Here is a 21,306-nt window from a genome sequence, read left to right on the forward strand (position 1 = left end):
GAAGTTCACTTCCTTCGTTTTTCTATTTCCCTTCTTCTCTGTCCACTTTGAGCAATCCTCCCGTATTCGGATCAAAATAAACTTTGATGGTAGAATTCTTATTGAACAAAACCGGAGCCAGATATTCTATCACACCGAATTGGGTAATAGGAAGCTCACCTTCGTAAAGTTTCTTTTTACCGTCAGTCAGTGTAACCATAGCTTGTCCGGGTACGTTGTAGGCGATTCCATCCAAATCTTTCTTCTTCTTATCGTCTTCCTGTGGTATCTTGACCGATTTCAGGTCTTTCAGACTGATATAAAACGGAGTTCCTGCCAAATCATTGTTGGCAACTACACCTAACTTCTTCGAAAAGCGGAAAGCAACTTCATTGTTGAATTCCTTGTCAGGGGTAAGGCGGACAGTGAATGTTCTTTCTTCTTTGTTGCAGGTGCCGGAGAACATTTGCGTCATGGCTTCTTCCTGTGCATTCAGATTGTCGAGCATAATTTTAAGCTGTGCTCCGTCTGAAGGCATATTATCAGCCTGTCCGCGCAATAAGGCATTTTTGCTTTCGCGGATATTATAGATTTCTTTAGCCACCAGCTCGGCCATCTTGGCGGTGGAACTAGCCATCAGAATCTCTTCGGTCAGGAATTCGCGAGGATTCGCTTTCTTTTGGAGGACTGCGGGGGCGGGAGCAGCTTTTTTGCCTACACTGCTATTGCTGTAAGGAACATTGATCGTTTTCACAATGCCATCCTCTGTCAGTTCCATGAGCGGTGCTACTGTCTTATCCTTCAATTTTACGAAATACGTAGTTTCGCTGTTGGGCACACCTACGGATTTCACTTTTACGCTAGCTAGTTCCCAGTACTCTTCAGGGTCGGCGGAGACGTTGGTCAGTCGCAGGTAACGATCAGCATATTTGCTGAATTCTCCCGGAGTATAGTTGACTTTGTTGGCTTTTATTTCAAGTTCTATTTGGGTTTTGGGAAGACTGTAAACCACTCCATAGTCTTTTCCTCGGGTAACCCCTGTCAGTACTTCGGTTTGTGCATAGGCGGACGTTGTCATTAGTAGTCCTGCTGCTATAATCAACTTTTTCATATTCGGTTCTTTTTTAACTGGTTTTGAAAACAAAGTTAATGAAGTTATTGAAAAAACTGTAAGTTCTTAACTTTTATTCGCTTACAAGTCGCCATGCTGTCGGCAGACAGGTGATAATATCGCTTGCGATCATTCCGATCATTCCTTGCTTCTTTTGAGCGACATCGCCCGCCAATCCGTGAATGTAAGTGCCGATTTTAGCGGCTTCTTCGGTGGGATAACCTTGGGCAAGCAGCGCCAGGATTACTCCGGTCAGTACGTCACCGCTACCTCCGGTTGCCATTCCCGGATTTCCGGTTGGGTTGAAGAAACATTTACCTTCGGGGGTGATGATGGCGGAGTAGGCTCCTTTTAAAATAATGTGAACATGGGCGGCACGGGCCAGTTCGCAAGCCTTCATCAGACGTTCGTAAGAGTCCTGGCATTTGCCGGTCAGACGTTCCAGTTCTTTCGGATGCGGGGTGAGGATGGAACCCTTCGGCAGGTGGGTAAGGGCATGGCGGTGGTTGGCGAGGATATTAAGTGCGTCGGCATCCACCACAACAGGAGTATGGCAATGTTCCAGTTGCTCCAATAAAGCAGCTTCCGTTTCCTCGTTTCGTCCCAGCCCTGGGCCGATGCCGACTGCTTGATAGTCGTCCGTGTCGGTAGGTACGGCAAAACAGGTTTCGTTGATGTCGGTTTCTACGATTGCTTCGGGTATGGAGGTCTGCAAGATGTCGTTGTTGCACATTGGCGCATGGACAGTCAGCAACCCTACTCCCGAACGGAGGCAGGCGCGGGCAGCGAGAACAGAGGCTCCTGCCATTCCTTTTGAACCGGCAATCAATAGTGCATGGCCGAAGTTCCCCTTGTGGGCAAACTGTTTGCGTGGCTTGATGAGTGAACGGATTTGCTCTATTTCCAACATTTCGTAGTTCGTTTCCATCTCTTCAATACCGTCTTCGCTTAATTGGATGTCCAGCACTTCCCATTCTCCGACAAATTCCGTGTTCTCTGCGAAAAGAAAGGCGAGCTTCGGCAGTTGCAGACTGAAAGTTACGTCGGCACGGATAATATTAGCTTTTACGTTGAATGTGTTTTCTTCTCCCATCAGTCCGGAAGGAATGTCGATGGCTACTACCATAGCAGGGGAGGAATTGATGTATTTCACTACGGCAGCGAATCCGCCGCTTAACGGTTTGTTCAGGCCTGAACCGAATAATCCGTCGATTACCAGATGGTCGGGCGTCAGGACGGGAGGTACGAATTGGGTACTGATTTCGTGGAATTTTACTTCTTCCATCATTTCTACCAGTTCTTTATTGGTTTGGCAGTCGGGTGAAAGTTCTCCTTTCGTGTTGAAGAGAAATACCTCGATTTTATATCCTTTTTCAGCCATCATGCGGGCTACGGCGAGAGCGTCTCCGCCATTATTCCCCGGTCCGGCAAAGATAGTGACCGGCGTTTCCGTATTCCATCTGTCTGTGATGGCTTTTGTTAATACGGTTGCTGCACGTTCCATCAGATCGATTGATGCAATAGGTTCGTTCTCAATGGTATAAGCGTCCAATTTCTTGATACTGCTGCTTGGAAATATTTTCATTGCGATGTTCTTTTAGTTTTCGGATTACAAATGTACATGATTCTTCTGACTTTTCCCGTTTGTTGTGGGAAGAAAACCATAATTGCAACTTTTAATTCATCATTAGTTCTATCTTTGGGTCAGAGAAATATCTGCTTTTGAACTATTAAGTGTTAGAATAACTCCGCCAAAAAATAATTCAATGCAGCACCATTATGAACTTACTTTTATTTCTCCTGAAAAAGATTTGGTTCTTAATCAAATTCCGTGCTAGTAAAGCTCATTGAAAGGCCGATGGATAAAGGGATATCGGCATATTAGAAATAGCAAATAAATTATCCAAACTATATGCATCTTAAAGTACTCCGGAATAGCCATGAATAAGGTAATTGAACATAAATAAGTAGCACGGAATTTGAAGAAGAACCAAAGATTTCTTCATTTCATTTCTCATATTCTCATTGTTTTTCGATAAACGAAAGCTAATCAAATAGATATCTTATGAGAAACACTTTTTCGAAACGGTATTTCTCATAAGTTCTCCCATATTTTGGCTCAAAAGCCACCTTATTCTCATAGTATTTCAGGGTATTTCTCATAGTCAAAAGCCATTTGTTCTTCCTTTTTTCTTTCAGCCTGCCTTATTTTTATCAGGAAATGAAGCTACTATTTAGATAAAATAGTGGCTTTTTGCTTGAAGATGCTCATTGGTCTCGATTGTCCCATATATTGTGGGAAAGTTTTCCTTCAATATACGGGAATACTTTCCCACAAAATAAGGGAATACTTTCCCAAGCCTTAGGGAATCTTTTCCCACAATATGTGGAACTAAGACACTGTGTATGGAAGCAAGCAAAAGGAATACATAGTTTTATTTATTCAATGTCAGCTTCCGGCACACTACACTATGAGAAATGAAGCAAAATCCGGGTTATTTTGCGAAGAAACTATGAGAAATGCCTGTTTTTAAATCATTTCTCATAGTCTATCTTATTAGTTTACTGCCACTTGTTTCTTATTTATGAGAATATGAGAAATGAAAAATCTTTTTCTGTAGAGGCGCGGATGGAAATTGTGTTTAGTTTATCGCCATACCTTCTTAAACAAATTTTTAATGCAGTTCCCCTTATTAAGCCTTTGATTATTTGCCGTTTCCGATAAAAATGTTATCTTTGGAGATAGATAATGTGCATCACATCATTTTCCAGTGCTCACAATGAAAATGAATTAAAATCTAAATAACGGATTGTTTAATCTTCTAAAGTTTGCATGATGGAAAAGACAAAAATTGGCTTGAATGCCGGGAAAGTATGGCGCATCTTAAATGAAAAAGGTGAACTTTCAATGTTCGATTTGTGCCGTGAATTAAGTTTGACGTTTGAAGACGTAGCTCTTGCTATTGGTTGGCTGGCCCGAGAAGACAAGATCTTTTTGAGGAAAAGAGAAGGAATGCTTTTTGCCAGTATCGAAAATGTCGAATTTACTTTTGGCTAAGGTGGTAGCTAACCTACATTTAAGATGGATCTCCACTTTATTATTTACACTGCTAAAAAAGTAATGAAGTGGATCAGTAGGATTTTTTATGCTCGTTTTTACTATTCCCCCTATTATTCTGTTTGATAAGAGAAGCATCTAATCTACTTTTTCTGTACCTTTGCACCCCATAAACTACTAAACACATAAATTCATGAGTGCATTGAAAGGGCATCCGAAAGGCCTTTATCTGATTTTCGCGACAAGCACGGCAGAACGTTTCAGTTACTACGGTATGCGTGCGATCTTTATTCTTTTCCTGACGCAGGCATTATTGTTTGACAAAGAAGCGGCAGCATCCATCTACGGCAGCTATACCGGACTAGTTTATTTAACCCCGTTGATTGGCGGATACATTGCCGATAAATATTGGGGAATCCGTCGTTCTGTGTTTTGGGGAGCGGTGATGATGGCAGTCGGACAATTCCTGATGTTTATGAGTGCCTCCACTTTAGATAATACAAACCTTGCCCACTGGATGATGTATGGCGGACTAGGCTTCCTGATCTTGGGCAATGGTTGCTTCAAACCCACTGTCTCTTCTCTGGTAGGTCAGCTCTACGAACCCGGAGACAGGCGGCTGGATGCTGCATACACCATTTTTTATATGGGAGTGAATGTAGGCTCTTTTGCTGCTCCTTTGATTTGTGGTTATCTGGGTGATACCGGTGATCCGCATGACTTTAAATGGGGATTTCTTGCAGCCGGAATCATGACACTGTTCACCGTTGTCCTTTTCGAGACTCAAAAGAATAAATATCTTTTTTCTCCTTCCGGAGAACCGATTGGTATTATCCCCGATGCTAAACGTGAAAAGAAAGAAGACAAGGCCGACCATATCTCACACCCGAAGATGGACAAACGTACCAAAGTACGTAATACCCTTGTAATCACAATTCTTACCATTGCTTTAATAGCCTTCTTTAACTATGCATTTGAAGGCGATTGGGTGAGTATCGGCATTTTTACCGCCTGCATTGTTTTCCCTGTTCTGATTTTGTTAGACGGTTCATTGACCAAAATAGAACGCAGCCGTATTTTCGTTATCTATATAGTAGCCTTCTTTGTCATCTTCTTCTGGGCAGCCTACGAACAGGCGGGAGCTTCTTTAACTCTTTTTGCGTCCGAACAGACGAATCGTGACATTTTCGGTTGGGAAATGCCGGCTTCATGGTTTCAATCCTTCAATCCACTGTTTGTAGTTGTCCTGGCATATATCATGCCGGGTGTATGGGGTTTCCTAAACAAACGAAAGATGGAACCCGCTTCTCCTACCAAACAAGCGATTGGTTTGTTACTCCTTTCTTTAGGTTATCTTTTCATCTGTTTCGGAGTGAAAGATGCTGTTCCCGGAGTGAAAGTGAGCATGATTTGGCTGACAGGACTTTACTTTATTCATACCATGGGTGAAATAGCTTTGTCGCCTATCGGACTTTCAATGGTAAATAAATTGAGTCCGCTGCGTTTCGCCTCCCTGATGATGGGAATCTGGTATCTGTCTACTGCCACAGCCAATAAATTTGCGGGAATGTTGAGCGGGCTCTATCCGGAAGCCGGAAAAGTGAAGTCAATCTTTGGTTATCAGATTGCTACCATGTATGATTTCTTTATGGTATTCGTCGTGATGTCCGGTGTTGCTTCGTTGATTCTGTTCCTTCTCTCGAAGAAATTACAGAAGATGATGCACGGGGTAGAATAAAAAATCGTATTTTTGCAAGGTTATTTTTAAATTACCGGTTATGGATACCATTCAGATAAAAGACAAATTGTTTACCGTTTCTATTAAGGAACAAGAAATTCAGAAAGAAGTGATTCGCGTAGCGAACGAAATTAACCGCGATTTAGCAGGTAAGAATCCGCTTTTCCTTAGTGTGTTGAACGGTTCGTTTATGTTTACCGCTGATTTACTGAAGCACATCACCATCCCTTGTGAAATCTCATTTGTGAAGTTGGCGTCTTATCAGGGCATCACTTCCACCGGAGTGATTAAAGAGGTAATCGGCCTGAATGAAGACATTGCCGGACGTACCATTGTGATCGTGGAAGATATCGTAGACACAGGACTGACGATGCAGCGACTGCTCGAAACATTAGGTACACGCAATCCCGAAGCTATTCATATCGCTTCTCTGTTGGTGAAACCTGAAAAGCTCAAGGTAAACCTCAACATTGAATATGTAGCGATGGAAATCCCGAACGACTTTATCGTAGGTTACGGACTGGATTATGATGGTTTCGGACGTAATTATCCCGATATTTATACAGTAGTAGATTAATATTAAATAGGTACCAGTTTAAATGGTAAATAGTAAATCGTTAAATTGTAAATAACAAAATGTTGAACATCGTAATTTTCGGTGCTCCGGGTTCAGGAAAAGGAACACAGAGCGAACGTATCGTAGAAAAGTATGGAATCAATCACATCTCGACAGGAGATGTATTGCGTGCTGAAATCAAGAATGGCACAGAACTGGGTAAAACAGCTAAAGGTTACATCGACCAAGGTCAATTGATTCCTGATGAATTAATGATTGATATTCTGGCAAGCGTATTCGACAGCTTCAAAGATAGCAAAGGGGTAATTTTCGACGGTTTCCCAAGAACAATTGCACAGGCAGAAGCATTAAAGAAAATGTTGGCAGAAAGAGGACAGGACGTTTCTGTAATGGTTGACTTGGATGTTCCGGAAGAAGAACTGATGGTACGTCTCATTAAACGTGGCAAGGATTCCGGTCGTGCTGATGATAACGAAGAAACAATCAAGAAACGTCTGCATGTATATCATTCACAGACTGCTCCACTGATCGACTGGTACAAGAACGAAAAGAAATACCAACACATCAACGGCTTGGGTACTATGGAAGGTATCTTCGCTGAAATCTGCGAAGCAGTAGATAAATTGTAATAATACAATATTATAAATAAATAAGTCAGTAGCCGGAGTGTTCTAATTAACTGCTCTAACTACTGACTACTTTAACTTTTAAAAAAAATATGGCTGAATCGAATTTTGTTGATTACGTAAAGATATACTGTCGCTCGGGTAAGGGCGGAAGAGGCTCTACGCACATGAGGCGCGAGAAATATTGTCCTAACGGAGGTCCTGATGGGGGCGATGGTGGAAGAGGAGGTCATATCATCTTGCGCGGTAACCGTAATTACTGGACATTGCTGCACTTGAAGTATGACCGTCACGCAATGGCCGGTCATGGTGAATCGGGGAGCAAAGGACGTAGCTTCGGAAAAGACGGTGCGGATAAAATAATAGAAGTACCCTGTGGAACGGTAGTTTATAATGCCGAGACAGGGGAGTATCTTTGTGACGTAACAGAAGACGGACAGGAAGTGGTCTTGCTCAAAGGCGGCCGCGGCGGTCAGGGTAACTGGCATTTTAAGACGGCCACCCGTCAGGCACCGCGTTTTGCGCAGCCGGGAGAGCCGATGCAGGAAATGACCGTTATCATGGAGCTGAAACTGCTTGCCGATGTCGGTCTGGTAGGTTTCCCGAATGCGGGAAAGTCAACTTTGCTTTCTTCCATTTCGGCTGCCAAACCGAAAATTGCCGATTACCCGTTTACTACGCTCGAACCCAACTTGGGCATCGTTTCCTATCACGGTGGAAAATCCTTTGTGATGGCGGACATACCGGGTATTATCGAAGGTGCCAGTCAGGGAAAAGGTTTGGGACTGCGTTTCTTGCGTCATATCGAGCGTAATTCATTACTGCTGTTTATGGTTCCGGCAGACAGCGACGACATTCGTAAAGAATACGAAGTCTTGCTGAACGAACTGCGTACCTTCAATCCTGAAATGTTGGACAAGCAACGTGTGTTGGCTGTCACCAAGAGTGATATGCTCGATCAGGAGTTGATGGACGAGATTGAACCTACATTGCCGGAAGGCATTCCACATGTATTCATATCTTCTGTTTCCGGTTTGGGTATCTCGGTGTTGAAAGACATCCTTTGGGAAGAACTGAACAAGGAAAGCAATAAGATAGAGGACATCGTTCACCGTCCGAAAGACGTGACCCGTCTGCAACAGGAACTCAAAGACATGGGCGAAGATGAAGACATCGTTTATGAATATGAGGAAGATGTCGACGATGACGATGATATCGATTATGAATACGAGGAAGAAGATTGGGAAGAAAAATGATTTCACTTACAAAACGCAAAGAGTTGAAGGGGTATAAGTCACTCAAGGCATATCCTGAAGTCGCTCATTTCGTGACTACACGTCACGGAGGTATTAGTTCCGGGGCTTACGCCTCATTCAATTGCTCGCCTTATACGAACGACTCGTCTATGAATCTTATTCGTAACCGACATTGGTTGTTTCAATTGATGAAGTGGGAAATACAAGAATTATTCATAGCCGAGCAGCGACATGGTGCCGCAAGTATGGTGATTGATAAATGGTACTTTGATACTTCGGAAGGAATAAGACAGGATCTTTTGATAGGTATTGATGCTTTGATAACCAATGTACCGGGATATTGCGTTTGCGTTACAACTGCGGATTGCGTACCTGTATTGTTGTACGACAAGAAGTTGCAAGTGGTGGCTGCCATTCATGCCGGATGGAAAGGAACAGTGAAGCATATTGTCAGCAATGTGCTGGAGCATATGAATCAGAAGTTCGGAACGCAGGGCGAAGATGTGATAGCTTGTATCGGTCCGAGCATTTCACTCGCATCATTTGAAGTGGGTGATGAGGTGTACGAAGCTTTTAAAGAAAGTGGCTTCGATATGTCTCTTATTTCTGTTAAAAAGAGAAAAACCGGAAAGTATCATATTGATTTGTGGGAAGCAAATCGGATTGAATTACTGAATGCCGGAGTGCCTGCAGAGCAGATAGAAGTGGCTGGAATTTGTTCCTATATTCATCATGATGAATTCTTCTCCGCACGTAGACTGGGCATAGATTCCGGTCGTACATTGTCGGGAATAATGATTAGAAAAGAAAGTAATAATTAGCGTCCATAATAGAGCAGGGCACTGATGATTGGTTTATGATTAGTTATGTTTGAAATAAAAGTATCTAAAGAAATAAAAGACACATGCCCGGTTTTTGCCGGAGCTGCTGTGTACGCTGCGGTGAAGAATACAGCTTACAGCGAAGGTCTTTGGCAGGAAATCAACGCTTTTACTGAGCAACTGACTTCCACTACGCAGATGGAAGACATCAAACGTCAACCTGTTATCTTTGCTACCCGTGAGGCTTATAAACGTTGTGGCAAAGACCCCGGGCGTTACCGTCCGTCAGCCGAAGCTCTACGCCGCCGCCTGATGCGTGGAATTCCTTTATATCAGATTGATACGTTGGTAGACCTTATTAATTTAGTGTCTCTTCGTACGGGACATTCGATCGGTGGTTTTGACGCGGACAAAATACAAGGTACGCATCTTGAACTCGGTATCGGCAAAGCAGGAGAACCGTTTGAAGGTATCGGACGCGGTGTATTGAATATCGAAGGATTACCTGTATATCGTGATTCTTTCGGCGGAATCGGAACCCCGACAAGCGATCATGAACGTACGAAAATGGATCTCGGAACTACTCATATCCTAGCTATAGTCAACGGTTATAACGGAAAAGAAGGTTTGCAAGAAGCTGTTGAAATGATACAGACCTTATTAAGAAACTATACAGAATCGGATGGAGGCGAAATCGTATTCTTCGAATAATTAGAATGAGTGCTCTAAGAAAAAAGACATGAAAAACATACTTATCTTACTGACAGTTTTATTATTGCCACTGACTGCCGACGGGCAGGATAAACCTTCCTTCTCTGCCCGCGAAATGGCTGATGTACGGGTAGCTACTCCCGGATTATTTGCTAAAAGCAATCATATCTATCTGCATTTGGATTCTCTGAAAGATCACGAATATGCTTTCCCGTTACCCGGAGGAAAAGTAATCTCTGCCTATGGAACTCGTGGAGGACATTCGGGAACAGACATTAAGACTTGTGCAAAAGATACGATTCGTGCTGCTTTTGATGGAGTGGTGCGTATGTCGAAACCCTATTATGCCTACGGAAATATCGTTGTAATCCGTCACGCTAACGGATTAGAAACACTTTATAGCCACAATTTCAAGAATCTGGTTAAAACTGGTGATGTTGTAAAAGCCGGACAACCTATCGGGCTGACAGGACGTACCGGTCGTGCCACTACCGAACATGTACACTTCGAAACCCGTATTAACGGGCAACATTTTAATCCGAATCTCATTTTTGACTTAAAAGAGAGAACATTGCGGAAAGAATGTATCAAGTGTACCAAGAACGGGAGTAAAATCGTTGTGAAGACTCAAATTCCTGACAATCGGATTGCTCAAAATAAAAAGTAAAGGGCTATCAGTAGTTGATGAATAGCCGGGAGATTATGACAAATTATGGCACAAATTTTATGCAGACCGGCTTGTCTACTTTTATATCCTGCTGTACATCTGTTAATAGTCCTGTATCTGTATCTCTTTCATAAACTTGTATCACATTGCTGTCTCTGCAAGCAACCAACAAGTATTTGCCATTAGGCGTGATGATGAAATTGCGTGGATGAATCCCTGTCAGTTGGTAGCCTGCTTTTGACAACATTCCGTTATCCGGGTGGATATTGAATATGGCAATACCATCTGCTTTCAAACGATTGCTGGCATACAGGAATTTTCCATCCGGGCTGATATGAATATCGGCGCTTCCTTGTGCGTTTACCGTATCGGCAGCGATTGTCTGGATCTCTTTTAAATCTCCGTCTTTATATTCAAAAGCGATTACTGTGCCCGATAACTCATTAATCAAATAGGCGTAATGACCGTTTGGCGAGAAAGTCAGATGGCGGGGCCCGAACCGGCTTTCACTTTAAAGGCAGCAGGCGATCCTTCTTTCAGAAATGCTTCTTTATTCTCTGCATTTGCAGCTGGGTTAATGATAAACTTATGTATTTGATCTGTACCCAAGTCATCGGCAAACAAGTATTTACCATCCGGAGTGATACGGACACAATGCAAATGCGGTTTCTCTTGTCGTTCCTTGTCTACTCCCGTACCTTTGAATTGTATAATATCGGAAGCGGGTAGGAGCGAGCCATCTTTTGCGATAGGGAAAACGGAGATGCTGCCGCCACTGTAGTTGGCGGTTATCACATTATTTCCACTGGCGATGATATAACAGGGATCTTCACCTCCCGTTTGCTGTGAATTTAATAGTTGCAAAGTTCCTTTTTCTTTATTGAAGGCAAATGCATTGGCGGCAGCTTGTGTATTATTGAATTCACTGACTGCATAGACGAATTTCCCGTCGGCAGATGGAACAAGATAAGAAGGATTTTCAACTTCCGTGTCACTTAACGGAGTGGCAGTCCCGTCTTCTTCGTTGAAGCGGTAGCTATATATCCCTTTACTGGTTCCTGATGTGTAAGTACCCACCAACATGGTTAGTTCGTTTTCCGTTGTATCGGTTGTTTCCATAGGAGTCTTTTTTTTAGAAGTACAGCCACTGATACTGATTCCGAATATGCAAATAGCGGCAAATGCTTTGAATATAGATGTTTTAGATAGATATGTCTTAATCATAAGTAGCTTATTATTGGTTGATTTTTCATGATGCTTTTTCACCTTAAATATAAAATAGCTCCGTAAAGATAGTGCTTTGATATAATATTTGCTAACGTCTTCTCGTAAATTAGAAAACATTTCCTATCTTTGCACTCTTGGAAAGCGTTCTAAACAATCGCTATTCTGTACGAATAAAAATTTGGGCTTGACTGGATTTGACAGCGGGCAGAAATGGTAGGTAAGCATGCAGTGGGTCGGTAATTTCCACTTAAATATCAGTTATCAAAATTTTATCTGGCGAAACTAATTACGCTCTTGCTGCTTAATCGAATCACAGTAGATTAGCTTAATCCAGGCACTAGGTGCCAGGACGAGACATCACTCGGAAGCTGTTGCTCCGAAGCATTCCGGTTCAGTGGTGCAGTTACATCGGGGATAGTCAAAGGCGGCCTCGCACTTTTGATGAAACTTTAGAGGATAAGGCAGGAATTGATGGCTTTGGTTCTGTTCCTGCACGAAAATTTAGGCAAAGATAAGCATGTAGAAAGCTTATGATTTCCTCGTTTGGACGAGGGTTCGATTCCCTCCAGGTCCACAATAAATGCTGATTTTAAGTAATTTATGAGATTTGCACCCCGCTTTACATTATTAGAATGTAAAGCGGGGTGTTTTTGTTTTATTTAATATTTCTATTTTCTGTGATATTCATCTGTTCGTCAATGCTCGGGTCGAATCGGTCGTTGTATAGGTGGCAGACGGCTTAAATGTCAAGACTGTCCAAACGGGACTGATCGGATTACTTTTCGTCTTTCTTGTTATCGAGTAGCTGTGATAATTCTTCCTCCACTTCCTCGATACTTGGCAAGGCGGATTTCAGATTTTCGGGAATAGCTTTGCTTAGCTGGTAGTCGCTTACTCCTATGGGCTGTGCATAGCCCGTTAGGGCATATTGTGCCACTACTTCATCTTTACCTTTGCAGAGCAACAATCCTATTGTCTTGTTGTCGTTTTCACCTCTCAACTGGTCGTCTACGATGTTGATGTAGAAATTCAATTGCCCTGCATATTCTGGCTTGAATGGAGTAGCCTTTAATTCTACGACTATATAGGCGTGGAGTTTTATGGAGTATAGGATAAGGTCTGCATAAAAATCGCTGTCCCCGACTTGGAAATGTTTCTGTTTGGCTACAAAGGCGAAGCCGTTCCCCATTTCCAATAGATACCTTGTGACGTGTTCTACAAGCTGTTTTTCAATATCCCTTTCATCTGCCAGTTCTTTTGTACCTGCTACATCGAATATATACGGGTCTTTCAGCAAATAGTTGGCTAAGTCACTTTGAGGGGTGGGCAAGGTCTTTGTGAAATTGTTGACTTTCTGTGTTTCTATCTGCCGTTTGAACAGATTAGTCTCAATCTGTATCTTTAATACGTTGCTGCTCCATCCGTTTTCAACGGACTGTTTCATGTACCAATATTTGTTTCCTAAGGGTAATGAGCTATCCAATAGTATCACATGACTGGTCCAGTTTATTTTTGAAATGGGGGAACAAACAAAATCCTTTTCAATATCATCAATGGATGTTTGCAGCATTGCGGAGATTGTCTTGTCTATCTTTTGAATTTGCGCAAGAGGCTCTTGCGTAAATTCTTTTGATTGAAATATATTTGTCTGAAATTGCGCAAGAGGCTCTTGCGTAAATTCTTTTGATTGAAATATATTTGTCTGAAATTGCGCAAGAGGTTCTTGCGTAATTGGTAAACAGTTCAGTTCATCAGTCAAGGATAGCATATTGGGGATTGTTGGCGTTCTCAACACCTTGTCACAAGAAAGCATTCTTTGTAATATCTCTAGTGGGTATGTTCGGGCAAACTGACACATATAGGTAAGGCTTCTCGCTGAATATCCTTTCTTTTCGGGATAGTGCATCTTGATAGCCTTTGAAATCTGACTTATGGCTTTTGGATAGCCTCTTTTTATTATGGAGTCATAACTGAAGCACTCCCACTTCGCGAACCATTTATTTTTATATCCGTATCAGGCAATAATCTTTTAATACGCTCTATTTCCTCTTTAGTAATCTTTCCATATAAACTCAACGATCCGATTTTTATTTTTGATATTTCGTCCGGTATATCAATTGTATCGATAAATTGGATATCCAACCTTTTTATTTCTTTGAGCTCCAACAGTACAGCCGGAAATTCTTTTACTCTGATATTGATGCCGCTTCCCCAGCCATCCTTTTGAGCATCAGCACTTAATTTACTTTTTAATCCTTCCTTGTTAACATCTTTCTTCCCGACCATCCAACCAATTTGCGGTCGCAGAGCAAAAGTCTTGCTGTTTTGTTCTAACCCGATGAAACCTGCCCAAAATTCTAATGGAGTTTCTTTGACAGCGTCGCCATATACTTCCTGATACTTTACGTCTACCTTCACTATCTCATCAGGGAGACAATTCCTGCCTTCCAGCTGTTTCAGATTATTTCTTTTCCCTTCCTTATCGTAAGGGAAAAACTTCACGATCCATCCATCAATAATGTTTGGGGCTCCGTATCGTTTCTGTGAATGATATTTAAACATGTTGCGCCAAAAGTCCTTATTGACTTCTCCTTTAGATGCTTTGACAAATTCTTCCAAAAGAGGTTCCAGTTCTGAAATCCACCAATCGAGTTTGTATTCTTTCAACCCTCTGGCTTTGTGCAGTAGTTTTTCCCAGTCCTCCGGTGTTCCTTCGAGAGTTATTTCAGGTATTCCACAGACAATGTGTATGATGATAAACTCAAAGTAAGGTTTTACAGCCTCCATGATTGTTATTTCGGAAGCAACTTTCTCTAAAGAGGTAGTCGTTGAAAAATTGCAGGTGAGCAGTTCGGTCAGATGCTTACCGGCGTATTGGGATATTTGTTCTGTAAATTGCGGAAAGATTTTCTCCCACGAAAGAGTAGGGTCTTCCAATTTTTTGTCTTCTCTTACAATTAAGGATAGTTTGCCGGAGAAATCAACAAGTTCATTTCTCATAGATTCCTGATTGGCATTGATATGGCGTGCAAATCCCTGGCTGATTAATAGCCAAATCATGTCCGGAGACAATACGAATGGCCTGTGATCTGCATAAGCCTGATACATACCATTGAAAAAAGAATTAGGGCCAAAAGAAACGAGACTGTCGGGAGATTCGCTCTTTGCAATGATATGATAAGGAACCTTGATATTCTTCTCTTCTATCTCATAAGGCTCTATGTCCATATCTGATAATATAAGACTTTCGTAAATTTCATTCGGGGAGTGTAGATGAAGTAATTCTTCAGGCTTTGAAAGCTTTTCGACCTTAAAAGTGATTCCATTTTGAGCGAATGTGGAAACACTGCAAAATATGAATAAGCAAAATAATGTGTTTTTCATAATCTTAAAGAGTTGTATGGTGGCACAAACTTATTAACTACCTCTATATTTTGAATAGACGATATGCAAATATAATATAATAAGAACTGTCTTTGACAAGATATTGAATGTTTTTTTGACTTATATCTATAAAAATCATAAGCATATTATTTCTTGAACCGATAAGCAGGATTTATTCGGGAATTTATAGTAAGTTTGCTCTGCTAATCCTAAACAATGACGCAGAGAAAGATTATACATATCGACATGGATGCCTTCTATGCCTCTGTAGAACAGCGTGATAATCCAGAACTTCGTGGCAAGCCTTTAGCGGTAGGTCATGCAGAAGAGAGGGGAGTCGTGGCTGCTGCTAGCTATGAAGCCCGGCGTTACGGTGTCCGTTCCGCTATGGCTTCGCAAAAGGCGAAACGTCTTTGTCCCCAACTCATTTTTGTACCTGGCAGGATGGATGTTTATAAATCCGTTTCCCGTCAGATACATGAGATTTTCCACGAATATACGGATATTATCGAACCTCTGTCTCTGGATGAAGCTTTTCTGGATGTCACAGAAAATAAAAAAGATATTTCCCTGGCTGTGGATATAGCAAAGGAAATAAAGCAGAAGATTCGGGAGCAGCTCAACCTTGTTGCGTCTGCCGGAGTTTCTTATAATAAGTTTCTGGCTAAAATAGCTTCGGACTATCGCAAACCGGATGGCTTATGTACCATTCATCCGGAACAAGCCCTTGATTTTATAGCCCGTCTTCCTATCGAATCTTTTTGGGGAGTGGGTCCGGTGACTGCAAAGAAGATGCATCTACTTGGCATCCACAATGGACTTCAACTACGGAAATGCTCTCTTGAAATGCTGACAGCCCATTTCGGAAAAGCCGGTGTACTGTATTATGAGTGTTCACGAGGAATTGACGAACGCCCTGTCGAAGCAATTCGTATCCGTAAATCCATTGGCTGCGAACGTACATTGGAACGTGATATTTCAGCCCGTTCATCGGTCATTATCGAACTATACCATGTGGCAGTAGAGCTGATTGAACGTCTTCAGCGAAAAGACTTCAAAGGTAACACGCTTACTCTGAAAATCAAGTTTCATGATTTTAGCCAGACAACCCGAAGCCTTACTCAATCGCAGGAACTCACCACCTTAGACCGGGTACTCCCACTTGCAAAAGAATTGCTTAAAAGTGTCGAATTTGAGCAACATCCAATCCGGCTCATCGGTCTTTCCGTCTCCAATCCAAAAGAGGAAGCCGATGAACAACACGGTGTCTGGGAACAGTTGAGTTTTGAATTTAGTGATTGGGATTGAAGGCGAAGAGGAAGAAATAGAGGGATGAAGAAGAAAGAATAGAGGTGTGAAAAAGAAGAGAATTAAAGAATGAAAAAAGAAAGAGGATAGAATATCCAAACAGATACTTTGTCTGAAGTAAAACAGATACTTTATTTGAAATAAAATAGAGCCTTTATTTGACCTAAACAGAGCCTCTGTCTGGAATAAATAGAACCTCTATTTTCTCCAAAGGAAACCTCTGTTTTCTAAAACTGCATCTTTGTTTTTCCGAAATGAAAACCCAGTTTCCGTGTGACTTAAATTGTTTCTACAATGACTTAATTTGTTCTTATAATGACTTAAAAGCCTAAAATATAGCAATTAAGAGTACTATTTTTGAAGTATGTACTTTTTTGTCATCAGGTTCGTATGATTTACTCACCTCATTTTTTATCAGATACGTTATCTTTGCAATACTTAAATGAATAAAATACCATGAATCAAATGAAACATTTATTTTGTGTTCTTCTACTAGCAGCTTTGGGAAGTTTTTCTTTCAAGGCAAACGCTTACACCGAACGCAATATGCTGCAAAAAGCGGCAGACGAAACTACGTTGAAAAACGTGTTGGTAATGAAACAAGCTTGGGTGCCTTATCCTGCTTATACAGATCGTGCCGCCTGGGATTCTTTGATGGGCCCCAATAAGCAACGCCTCATCGAAGCCGGCGAAAAACTCCTCGACTATAAATGGCAACTGATACCTGCCACCGCTTATCTGGAATACGAACGCAGCGGTAACCGTAAAATAATGGAAGTCCCTTATGACGCCAACCGTCAGGCACTTAACGCCTTGATGCTCGCCGAACTGGCCGAAGGGAAAGGGCGTTTTATCGACCAATTACTGAACGGAGCATATATGAGCTGCGAAATGAATTCATGGGTTCTATCCGCACACTTGCCCCGTCAGAGCAGCAAACGTTCACTTCCCGACTTCCGCGAACAGATTATCGACCTCGGTTCAGGCGGATACGGAGCTTTAATGGCTTGGGTACACTATTTCTTCCGCAAACCATTCGACAAAATTAATCCTGTGGTATCCTTGCAAATGCGTAAAGCAATCAAAGAACGTATTCTCGATCCGTATATGAACGACGACGAAATGTGGTGGATGGCTTTTAACTGGAAACCGGGAGAAATCATCAACAACTGGAATCCCTGGTGTAACTCCAATGCCCTGCAATGTTTCTTACTGATGGAGAACAATAAGGATAAGTTGGCGAAAGCTGTTTATCGCTCCATGCAGTCAGTCGATAAGTTTATCAACTTCGTGAAATCCGATGGTGCCTGTGAGGAGGGAACCTCTTACTGGGGACATGCCGCCGGAAAGCTCTATGACTATTTGCAGATACTCTCTGATGGCACAGGCGGTAAACTGTCTCTGTTCAATGAACCGATGATTCGCCGGATGGGAGAATATATGTCCCGCTCATACGTGGGCAATGGCTGGGTGGTGAATTTTGCTGATGCATCGGCACAAGGCGGGGGCGATCCTTTGTTAATCTATCGCTTCGGTAAAGCTGTAAACAGCGATGAAATGATGCATTTTGCCGCATACCTGTTGAAAGGAAGAAAACCGTATGCTACCATGGGCAACGACGCTTTTCGTTCGCTTCAATCTCTACTTTGCTGTAATGAGCTGGCAAAAGCAACTCCGAAACATGATATGCCGGATGTAACCTGGTATCCCGAAACGGAATTCTGTTATATGAAGAATAAGAACGGTATGTTTGTTGCCGCTAAAGGCGGATTTAATAACGAAAGCCATAACCACAACGATGTAGGAACCTTTTCTTTATATGTAAATACAATTCCTGTGATAATTGATGCCGGTGTAGGTACATATACCAAACAGACGTTCGGCAAGGACCGCTATACCATCTGGACCATGCAGAGCAACTATCATAACTTGCCGATGATTAACGGAGTACCGCAGAAATTCGGGCAGGAGTATAAAGCTACCAATACCGTTTGCAATGAGAAGAAACGGATGTTCTCTACGGATATAGCTACTGCTTATCCGGCAGAAGCGAAAGTGAAAAGCTGGGTTCGCTCTTATGCTCTTGATGATAAAAAACTTATTATTGGTGATATTTATACGTTGGATGAGGCTATTGCTCCTAATCAAATGAACTTTTTAACTTGGGGCAATGTGACTTTCCCGTCAGCCGGAAAAATCCGCATCGAAGTAAAGGGACAAAAGGTAGAAATGAACTATCCGTCGCAGTTTAAAGCCGAACTGGAAACAATCAAACTGGATGATCCGCGCCTGTCTAACGTATGGGGCAAAGAGATTTACCGCATCACACTAAAGACTGAAGAAAAGAAAGTGACTGGTAAATATGGATTTGTTATTCAACAAGTGAAGTAGGGTGAAATAGATTTTTAAAGCTAGAAAAAATAAAGTATAAACAATTAAATCACAGTAAGATGAAAAAAGTATTATTTGCCGGGCTTTTGGTCCTTGCAGGAGTAAGCGTAAGTGCGCAGAACCTGATAAAAAACGAAAAATTCGCCACTGAAGTAAAGACTAAAGTGACTAATGCCAACAAAGCTACCGCAGGAGAGTGGTTTATCATGAATAATGAAGCTGACGGTGTAACTACTATTGCTTGGGAAGAAACAGGAGATGCCAAATATTCGAATGCAATGAAATTGGATAACTCCGGTGCTGAAAAGAATCTCTCTTGGTATAAAGCTTTCCTGGGACAACGTATTACCGATGGTTTGGACAAAGGTATCTATGTTCTTACTTTCTATGCAAAAGCTAAAGAAGCAGGAACTCCGGTCAGTGTATACATCAAACAGACCAATGAGGAAAAGAATGATAATGGTAAGTACAATACTACTTTCTTCATGCGTAGAGACTATGACGCAGATGCTCAACCAAATGCTTCGGGCGCACAATACAATTTTAAAATTAAAGATGCCGGTAAATGGACTAAAGTAGTGGTTTACTATGATATGGGACAAGTGGTAAATGCTATTAGCAGCAAGAAAGCAAATGCTAACTTGGAAGTGTCTGATACAGACGATGATGCTGCTATTCTGAAAGATTGTTATGTGGCTATTCTTTCCCAGAATAAAGGCGGCGTTGTAGAAATCAGCGACGTGACATTGAAAAAGAAATAAAGAGCAAAGGATTTAATATAGTAGGTTAACAAAAAAATAGGGCAGTGAAGTAGTGATACTTCGTTGCCCTATTTTTTTTGTTATATGAATATAATGGAGAGTTCCGAATAAATAAATGTATGAAACAGTCAATCTCCCTTCGGGACTGATTTCATGCGATTTATTGAATACCGAGTTTCTTCTTCAGTTCCTTAGGCAGAGAATCTTTGTGTACCATCACGCAGATTGTTTTAGCACGTACATAGCTTTCAGACATATTCAGATAACCTCCGGATTTGTTGCTTTCCGCTCCCCAGGAATTCTTGGTGATATAATATTTAGTACCATTCTGATCTTTTACAATGCCGGTGATGTGCATCAAGTGGTCGTCAGTTGTCACAAACTTCTCGTAACCATCCTGACGGATTTCCGGTGTTACGTTGATTTCCGGATAAGGATGCTCAAACTTGAACACTTCGTCCATTCGTTGATATTTTGGCATTTTCTCAAAACGGGCACGGTCGGTAGTCAAGTAATCTTTCACATCCTCCACTTGCGGATTGATGGCGATTCCGTTCTTGAAAGAGAAACCCTGTTCGCTTACGTCACCGTCCCAACATACGGTATATCCTTTGTTCAGTGCATAGTCGATAGCCTCGATCAGTTCGTCCAACGGAAGATTATACATTGGCTGGTTTTCCCAGTTGTCGGGAACTTCAGGTGAGAATGTCTCATAATAAGGCTTGTGAGTGAAACTAGTCAACTCAACGTAATCATCCATATTCAATCCCAGACTTTCTGTGAAAGATTGAGGAGTATATTCTTTTCCTTTATAAGTGAATTTTTCAGGAAGCTTGCCTAGATAAATATCAAACAGATTATTAATAAGCGCATCAAATTGCGGAGTGCGCTTTTTAGATTCAATATTTGCGTCTACCAATGCTTTGAGGTAGCGTGACAATGCACCGTGATTGTGGTCTTTGTTATCGCCTAGCAATCCGGTGTACACTTCTTCCGGAACGATTCCCGCTTTCTTATAAGCGTTTTTGAAAGTGTGTGCCAAACTTCCTTCACCGATACTTCCTTTACCACGACGGAGATAATTGTCCTCCATCTGATTCATGTACTTTTGGCGAACGATAAACATTTCCGAGAGATCATATTCTCCTTTTCCCATTCGGAGCAGTTCCGACTCCATGAAAGAAGCGGTGGCAAAGCACCAGCAGGTTCCTGTGGAACCCTGATCTTTAACAGGCGTTGCTTGGTGAGATACAACGGTTGTGAACTCATAACCGGGTGTTTGTGCAAAAGAGGTTACGACCAATAAGAGGAGCGCAACCGACATAAATAGCTTTTTCATAATGTGTTTTATTATCTTTCTTCTGCAAATGTATAAAAAAAGCGAAGATACTCGAAAGTTCCTCGCTCTATTTATTATAATTAGTGTGTTTATTTACATGGCAACCTGCTGTGACAGCAGTTTTTGAAGTTTACCGTTTAATGTTTGGCACATGGCACCATTTCCCATTGCTTGATAGCGTTTAATACGGTACTGTAACATCATAATTTTTTCATTTGCATTCTTTTTCATAATTTGTTTCCTCTTTTTTTGCCCTCCACGTTTTGAAGAGCGGTTTTACATCTTGTTTTCTCTAATAACACTGCAAAGATACAAATTGTTTTCGAATTATATGCTGTAAAACATAAAAATC

Annotated in this window: 17 protein-coding genes, 1 other RNA gene and 1 pseudogene; 12 read left to right on the top strand and 7 right to left on the bottom strand. The window is 41.7% G+C overall.

What is annotated here, in order from left to right; all coding sequences use genetic code 11:
* Nucleotides 1-22 precede the first annotated feature (22 nt).
* Both KQP79_RS14765 and KQP79_RS14770 read right to left on the bottom strand, forming a co-directional pair.
* The gene (locus tag KQP79_RS14765) at nt 23-1,090 is read right to left on the bottom strand and encodes a DUF4831 family protein (RefSeq protein WP_008645319.1); all 1,068 of its coding nucleotides are present in this window, start codon (nt 1,088-1,090) and stop codon (nt 23-25) included.
* A gap of 73 nt (nt 1,091-1,163) precedes the next feature.
* Complete coding sequence (locus KQP79_RS14770) at nt 1,164-2,675, bottom strand: bifunctional ADP-dependent NAD(P)H-hydrate dehydratase/NAD(P)H-hydrate epimerase (RefSeq protein WP_008645318.1); 1,512 nt, start codon at nt 2,673-2,675, stop codon at nt 1,164-1,166.
* Between the two features lie 1,248 nt (nt 2,676-3,923).
* Between KQP79_RS14770 and KQP79_RS14775 the strand changes: the two genes are divergently transcribed.
* From KQP79_RS14775 to KQP79_RS14810, 8 genes are all read left to right on the top strand, one after another.
* Nucleotides 3,924-4,148: a winged helix-turn-helix domain-containing protein gene (locus tag KQP79_RS14775; protein ID WP_004301899.1), complete on the top strand. Its 225-nt coding sequence runs from the start codon at nt 3,924-3,926 to the stop codon at nt 4,146-4,148.
* Nucleotides 4,149-4,341: 193 nt separating this feature from the next.
* Nucleotides 4,342-5,886 carry a peptide MFS transporter gene (locus KQP79_RS14780; RefSeq protein ID WP_004325025.1) on the top strand — a complete coding sequence of 515 codons (1,545 nt, stop codon included), beginning with the start codon at nt 4,342-4,344 and terminating at the stop codon, nt 5,884-5,886.
* 40 nt (nt 5,887-5,926) lie between these two features.
* Nucleotides 5,927-6,463 (top strand): hypoxanthine phosphoribosyltransferase, encoded by a 537-nt coding sequence (gene hpt / locus KQP79_RS14785; protein WP_004308350.1) that lies wholly within the window; start codon nt 5,927-5,929, stop codon nt 6,461-6,463.
* A 59-nt stretch (nt 6,464-6,522) separates the two neighbouring features.
* Nucleotides 6,523-7,092, top strand: coding sequence for an adenylate kinase (locus KQP79_RS14790; RefSeq protein ID WP_004301902.1), 570 nt, complete (start codon nt 6,523-6,525; stop codon nt 7,090-7,092).
* 89 nt (nt 7,093-7,181) lie between these two features.
* Complete coding sequence (gene obgE, locus KQP79_RS14795; protein WP_008021004.1) at nt 7,182-8,345, top strand: GTPase ObgE; 1,164 nt, start codon at nt 7,182-7,184, stop codon at nt 8,343-8,345.
* Entirely contained in the window at nt 8,342-9,166 is an 825-nt protein-coding gene (pgeF, locus tag KQP79_RS14800; protein ID WP_008645310.1) for a peptidoglycan editing factor PgeF, read from the top strand. The genes obgE and pgeF overlap by 4 nt, the downstream gene beginning before the upstream one ends.
* 45 nt (nt 9,167-9,211) lie before the next feature.
* Nucleotides 9,212-9,877 (top strand): B3/4 domain-containing protein, encoded by a 666-nt coding sequence (locus KQP79_RS14805; protein WP_008645309.1) that lies wholly within the window; start codon nt 9,212-9,214, stop codon nt 9,875-9,877.
* Between the two features lie 28 nt (nt 9,878-9,905).
* On the top strand, nt 9,906-10,544 hold the full coding sequence (locus KQP79_RS14810; protein WP_055235867.1) for a M23 family metallopeptidase: 639 nt from the start codon (nt 9,906-9,908) through the stop codon (nt 10,542-10,544).
* 43 nt (nt 10,545-10,587) lie between these two features.
* Here KQP79_RS14810 and KQP79_RS14815 read toward each other — a convergent pair.
* Nucleotides 10,588-11,768: pseudogene (locus KQP79_RS14815) on the bottom strand (lactonase family protein).
* A 183-nt stretch (nt 11,769-11,951) separates the two neighbouring features.
* Here KQP79_RS14815 and ssrA point away from each other — a divergent pair.
* Nucleotides 11,952-12,348: a transfer-messenger RNA gene (gene ssrA, locus KQP79_RS14820) on the top strand.
* Nucleotides 12,349-12,546: 198 nt separating this feature from the next.
* Here the strand turns inward: ssrA and KQP79_RS14825 are convergent.
* Nucleotides 12,547-13,731: a PDDEXK nuclease domain-containing protein gene (locus tag KQP79_RS14825; RefSeq protein WP_264386643.1), complete on the bottom strand. Its 1,185-nt coding sequence runs from the start codon at nt 13,729-13,731 to the stop codon at nt 12,547-12,549.
* Nucleotides 13,728-15,155 (bottom strand): DUF4419 domain-containing protein, encoded by a 1,428-nt coding sequence (locus KQP79_RS14830; RefSeq protein ID WP_061448093.1) that lies wholly within the window; start codon nt 15,153-15,155, stop codon nt 13,728-13,730. The genes KQP79_RS14825 and KQP79_RS14830 overlap by 4 nt, the downstream gene beginning before the upstream one ends.
* A 216-nt stretch (nt 15,156-15,371) precedes the next feature.
* Here KQP79_RS14830 and dinB point away from each other — a divergent pair, with 216 nt between their 5' ends.
* The 3 genes from dinB to KQP79_RS14845 all read left to right on the top strand — a co-directional run bounded on the left by dinB (nt 15,372) and on the right by KQP79_RS14845 (nt 19,615).
* On the top strand, nt 15,372-16,463 hold the full coding sequence (gene dinB, locus KQP79_RS14835; RefSeq protein ID WP_138343499.1) for a DNA polymerase IV: 1,092 nt from the start codon (nt 15,372-15,374) through the stop codon (nt 16,461-16,463).
* 456 nt (nt 16,464-16,919) lie between these two features.
* A complete protein-coding gene (locus KQP79_RS14840) occupies nt 16,920-18,854 on the top strand; it encodes a heparinase II/III family protein (protein ID WP_061448095.1) in 1,935 nt (644 codons plus the stop codon).
* A 59-nt stretch (nt 18,855-18,913) separates the two neighbouring features.
* The gene (locus KQP79_RS14845) at nt 18,914-19,615 is read left to right on the top strand and encodes a DUF4627 domain-containing protein (RefSeq protein ID WP_004313416.1); all 702 of its coding nucleotides are present in this window, start codon (nt 18,914-18,916) and stop codon (nt 19,613-19,615) included.
* Between the two features lie 160 nt (nt 19,616-19,775).
* On the opposite strand, the gene KQP79_RS14850 is transcribed toward KQP79_RS14845, so the two are convergent.
* Both KQP79_RS14850 and KQP79_RS14855 read right to left on the bottom strand, forming a co-directional pair.
* Nucleotides 19,776-20,954, bottom strand: coding sequence for an aminopeptidase C (locus KQP79_RS14850; RefSeq protein ID WP_061448096.1), 1,179 nt, complete (start codon nt 20,952-20,954; stop codon nt 19,776-19,778).
* Nucleotides 20,955-21,047: 93 nt separating this feature from the next.
* On the bottom strand, nt 21,048-21,185 hold the full coding sequence (locus tag KQP79_RS14855) for a hypothetical protein (RefSeq protein ID WP_004301914.1): 138 nt from the start codon (nt 21,183-21,185) through the stop codon (nt 21,048-21,050).
* Between the last annotated feature and the right edge of the window lie 121 nt (nt 21,186-21,306).

This window comes from Bacteroides sp. DH3716P, assembly GCF_025914115.1.
GTDB lineage: Bacteria > Bacteroidota > Bacteroidia > Bacteroidales > Bacteroidaceae > Bacteroides > Bacteroides ovatus.

Coding starts and splice junctions, on each gene's coding strand:
- obgE (WP_008021004.1), top strand. CDS start 7,182: ATGGCTGAATCGAATTTTGTTGATTACGTAAAGATATACTGTCGCTCG.
- KQP79_RS14855 (WP_004301914.1), bottom strand. CDS start 21,185: ATGAAAAAGAATGCAAATGAAAAAATTATGATGTTACAGTACCGTATT.
- KQP79_RS14850 (WP_061448096.1), bottom strand. CDS start 20,954: ATGAAAAAGCTATTTATGTCGGTTGCGCTCCTCTTATTGGTCGTAACC.
- KQP79_RS14805 (WP_008645309.1), top strand. CDS start 9,212: ATGTTTGAAATAAAAGTATCTAAAGAAATAAAAGACACATGCCCGGTT.
- KQP79_RS14770 (WP_008645318.1), bottom strand. CDS start 2,675: ATGAAAATATTTCCAAGCAGCAGTATCAAGAAATTGGACGCTTATACC.
- KQP79_RS14780 (WP_004325025.1), top strand. CDS start 4,342: ATGAGTGCATTGAAAGGGCATCCGAAAGGCCTTTATCTGATTTTCGCG.
- KQP79_RS14765 (WP_008645319.1), bottom strand. CDS start 1,090: ATGAAAAAGTTGATTATAGCAGCAGGACTACTAATGACAACGTCCGCC.
- KQP79_RS14840 (WP_061448095.1), top strand. CDS start 16,920: ATGAATCAAATGAAACATTTATTTTGTGTTCTTCTACTAGCAGCTTTG.
- KQP79_RS14775 (WP_004301899.1), top strand. CDS start 3,924: ATGATGGAAAAGACAAAAATTGGCTTGAATGCCGGGAAAGTATGGCGC.
- hpt (WP_004308350.1), top strand. CDS start 5,927: ATGGATACCATTCAGATAAAAGACAAATTGTTTACCGTTTCTATTAAG.
- KQP79_RS14845 (WP_004313416.1), top strand. CDS start 18,914: ATGAAAAAAGTATTATTTGCCGGGCTTTTGGTCCTTGCAGGAGTAAGC.
- KQP79_RS14810 (WP_055235867.1), top strand. CDS start 9,906: ATGAAAAACATACTTATCTTACTGACAGTTTTATTATTGCCACTGACT.
- KQP79_RS14830 (WP_061448093.1), bottom strand. CDS start 15,155: ATGAAAAACACATTATTTTGCTTATTCATATTTTGCAGTGTTTCCACA.
- dinB (WP_138343499.1), top strand. CDS start 15,372: ATGACGCAGAGAAAGATTATACATATCGACATGGATGCCTTCTATGCC.
- pgeF (WP_008645310.1), top strand. CDS start 8,342: ATGATTTCACTTACAAAACGCAAAGAGTTGAAGGGGTATAAGTCACTC.
- KQP79_RS14790 (WP_004301902.1), top strand. CDS start 6,523: ATGTTGAACATCGTAATTTTCGGTGCTCCGGGTTCAGGAAAAGGAACA.